At 48.1% G+C, this 2,366-nt stretch carries 3 protein-coding genes; all 3 read left to right on the top strand.

The genetic code is table 11. The features are described 5' to 3' along the window. Positions 1 to 420: 420 nt before the first annotated feature. Positions 421 to 933: a hypothetical protein gene (locus tag E1189_RS06000; protein ID WP_196221252.1), complete on the top strand. Its 513-nt coding sequence runs from the start codon at positions 421 to 423 to the stop codon at positions 931 to 933. Continuing rightward, positions 930 to 1,685: a hypothetical protein gene (locus tag E1189_RS05995; protein ID WP_155159136.1), complete on the top strand. Its 756-nt coding sequence runs from the start codon at positions 930 to 932 to the stop codon at positions 1,683 to 1,685. The genes E1189_RS06000 and E1189_RS05995 overlap by 4 nt, the downstream gene beginning before the upstream one ends. A 134-nt stretch (positions 1,686 to 1,819) precedes the next feature. After that, positions 1,820 to 2,366: hypothetical protein (locus tag E1189_RS23745; protein ID WP_196221251.1), on the top strand; the 547-nt coding region annotated here is incomplete at its 3' end.

Here is a 2,366-nt window from a genome sequence, read left to right as displayed (position 1 = left end):
AGGCTTATTCAGAGTATGAACATACCGCCATACTATGGAAAAGGGCGCCATGGACGACAGGCGCCTCCTCCTTCTTACATGCAAAGCTATCCAGCCAGCTATATGCCTGATATCCCCGGCATCCAAGGCCCTTCGTACTCAGGGAGTGCGGATAACTCTGAACGCCGCCAACTTTCACAATATCGTACCCAGCACTACCCGCCTTACTCTTATATACAGTCATATCCCGACATAGATTATGGTTTCCGTCTTCTGAAAACCGATCCCCAAAAGGCATTAGATGAGGCCGAAACGCTATTAAAAAAATACGAGGGAGACCCGAGGCAATATATCCGAGTTGTGCAATTAAAAGCTAGATCTTTGTGTCTTCTTGAGAATTTTGATGGATGTATCGGGTACGTCAATTCTCTTTCAGAGGATTTGCAAAATAACAAAGGCGTGATGATGACAAAGGGCAGAGCTTTACAGGCGAGAGGCCATTTAATGGAAGCTTTGCCACTCTTCCAGCAACTTTATGAAAAATATTCAGGCTCTCTCAACGATGAAAAAAACAATGGACTGGCTCTGGGCAGATTACTTCAGATAATTGGAGGCACGGACAACCTGAAAGCAGCTCTGGACATCTTTACCCAGCTACGTACCCGGGCGGCTGGAGGGCAGGCGAACACGCCCTGTGAGGATAGGGAGGTCGAGCTGGCTCTTGGACGGCTATTCCAGGTTATGGGAAGCACGGAAAATCTGAAAACGGCCCTGGGCATCTTTACCCGGCTGCGCACCCGTGCAGCAGGAGGACAGGAGAACACGCCTTGCGATGACAAGGAGATTGAACTGGCTCTGGGTATACATCTCCAGATTATGAGGGGCACAGCCAACCTGAAAGCGGCCCGGGACATCTTTACCCAGCTGGCACTCAGGCGGCCGGAGGGCAGGTGAATACCCCCTGTGATGATAAGGAGATTGAGTTAACACTGGGTAAACATCTCCAGATCATGGGGGGGGCAGATAACCTGAAAACGGCTCTGGACATTTTTACCCAGCTACGCACCCGGGCGGCCGGTGGGCAAGTGAACACTCCCTGCGATGACAGGGAGATCGAACTGGCTCTGGGCATACATCACCATGTTATGGGAGGGGCAGATAACCTGAAAACGGCCCAGGACATCTTTGTCCGGCTGCGCACTCAGGCAGCCAGGGGGAAGGCGAACACCCCTTGTGAAGATAAGGAGATTGAACTGTGTCTGGCAGCTATTTTCATTGATACCGAAGCATGGGAGCAGTTTGATGGACTGCAACTTGATAAGCAGTTGTATTCAGGATTCGATACCTTCTTATGCTTGAGTATCCGTTACTTTCAGGAATTAATGAGCGTTGAGAAAATCTTGCCCGAACATTTGACCCTTTTGGGGAAAGCGTTCAACTGGGCTGCTTTTGCGGTGGAGAGCAGCGGAGGCATAGATGCATCCTGTCTCAGTCAACTGGCTCATTGTTTCCGCTTTTTATCCGCCTGGCCGCAACCTGGGCTGCAAATTTTGGGTATCGAAGAGAAAAAAGCATACGAGTTCAAGCAGACAGCGCTATTACTCTTTGGTCTGGCCAATAAACTTGAACCCCATCGACAGGAAATGAAGAAAGCTGAACTCTGGAGGGAAAGGGAACGACAGCTATTGGCTCAAATGACTGCGTAAGTACCCAAACCTTCAAACAGCCCTGTTTGTGACCCTGACTCATTTTGAACCTTTGTTCCCTCACTAGCATCCATACAAAACATTGGTTTCACGAACACTCCTGGATATAACTGTTATTAAGGTTTATTGAGAGTATGGATATAACGCCAAACCATGGGAAAAACAACCATGACCGACAGGCGCAAATGCTTTTCAGGCCAAGCTATTCAAGTGGGCCTAAGCTTTATACTCACAGAGCGCAAGGCTCTACGGTCGCAGGAAGTGCTGATAACTCTGAGCGCCGCCAACTTTCAGGATATCGTACCCAGCCCCACTCTGGTCCCTCTCATATACAGTCATATCCCGACATAGATCATGGTTTCCGTCTTCTGAAAACCGATCCCCAAAAGGCATTAGATGAGGCCGAAAAGCTATTAAAAAAATACGTGGTAGGCTCGCGTCAATATGCTCGTATTGTGCAATTAAAATCCAGATCTTTGTTTCTTCTTGACAATTTTTGTGGGTGTATTGAGTACATCAATTCTCTTTCAGAGGATTTGCAAAACAACAAAGGAGTGATAATGGCAAAAGGCAGAGCTTTGCAGGCTCAAGGCCATTTAACAGAAGCTTTACCACTCTTCCGGAAACTTTATGAACAATACTCAGCCTCTGCCAATGATGAGAAAATCAATGGACTGGCTT

This window comes from Parendozoicomonas verongulae, from assembly GCF_009711465.1.
GTDB lineage: Bacteria > Pseudomonadota > Gammaproteobacteria > Pseudomonadales > Endozoicomonadaceae > Sansalvadorimonas > Sansalvadorimonas verongulae.
The sequence above is the reverse complement of the archived record's forward strand: the minus strand, read 5'-3'. Positions and strand labels throughout refer to the sequence as shown.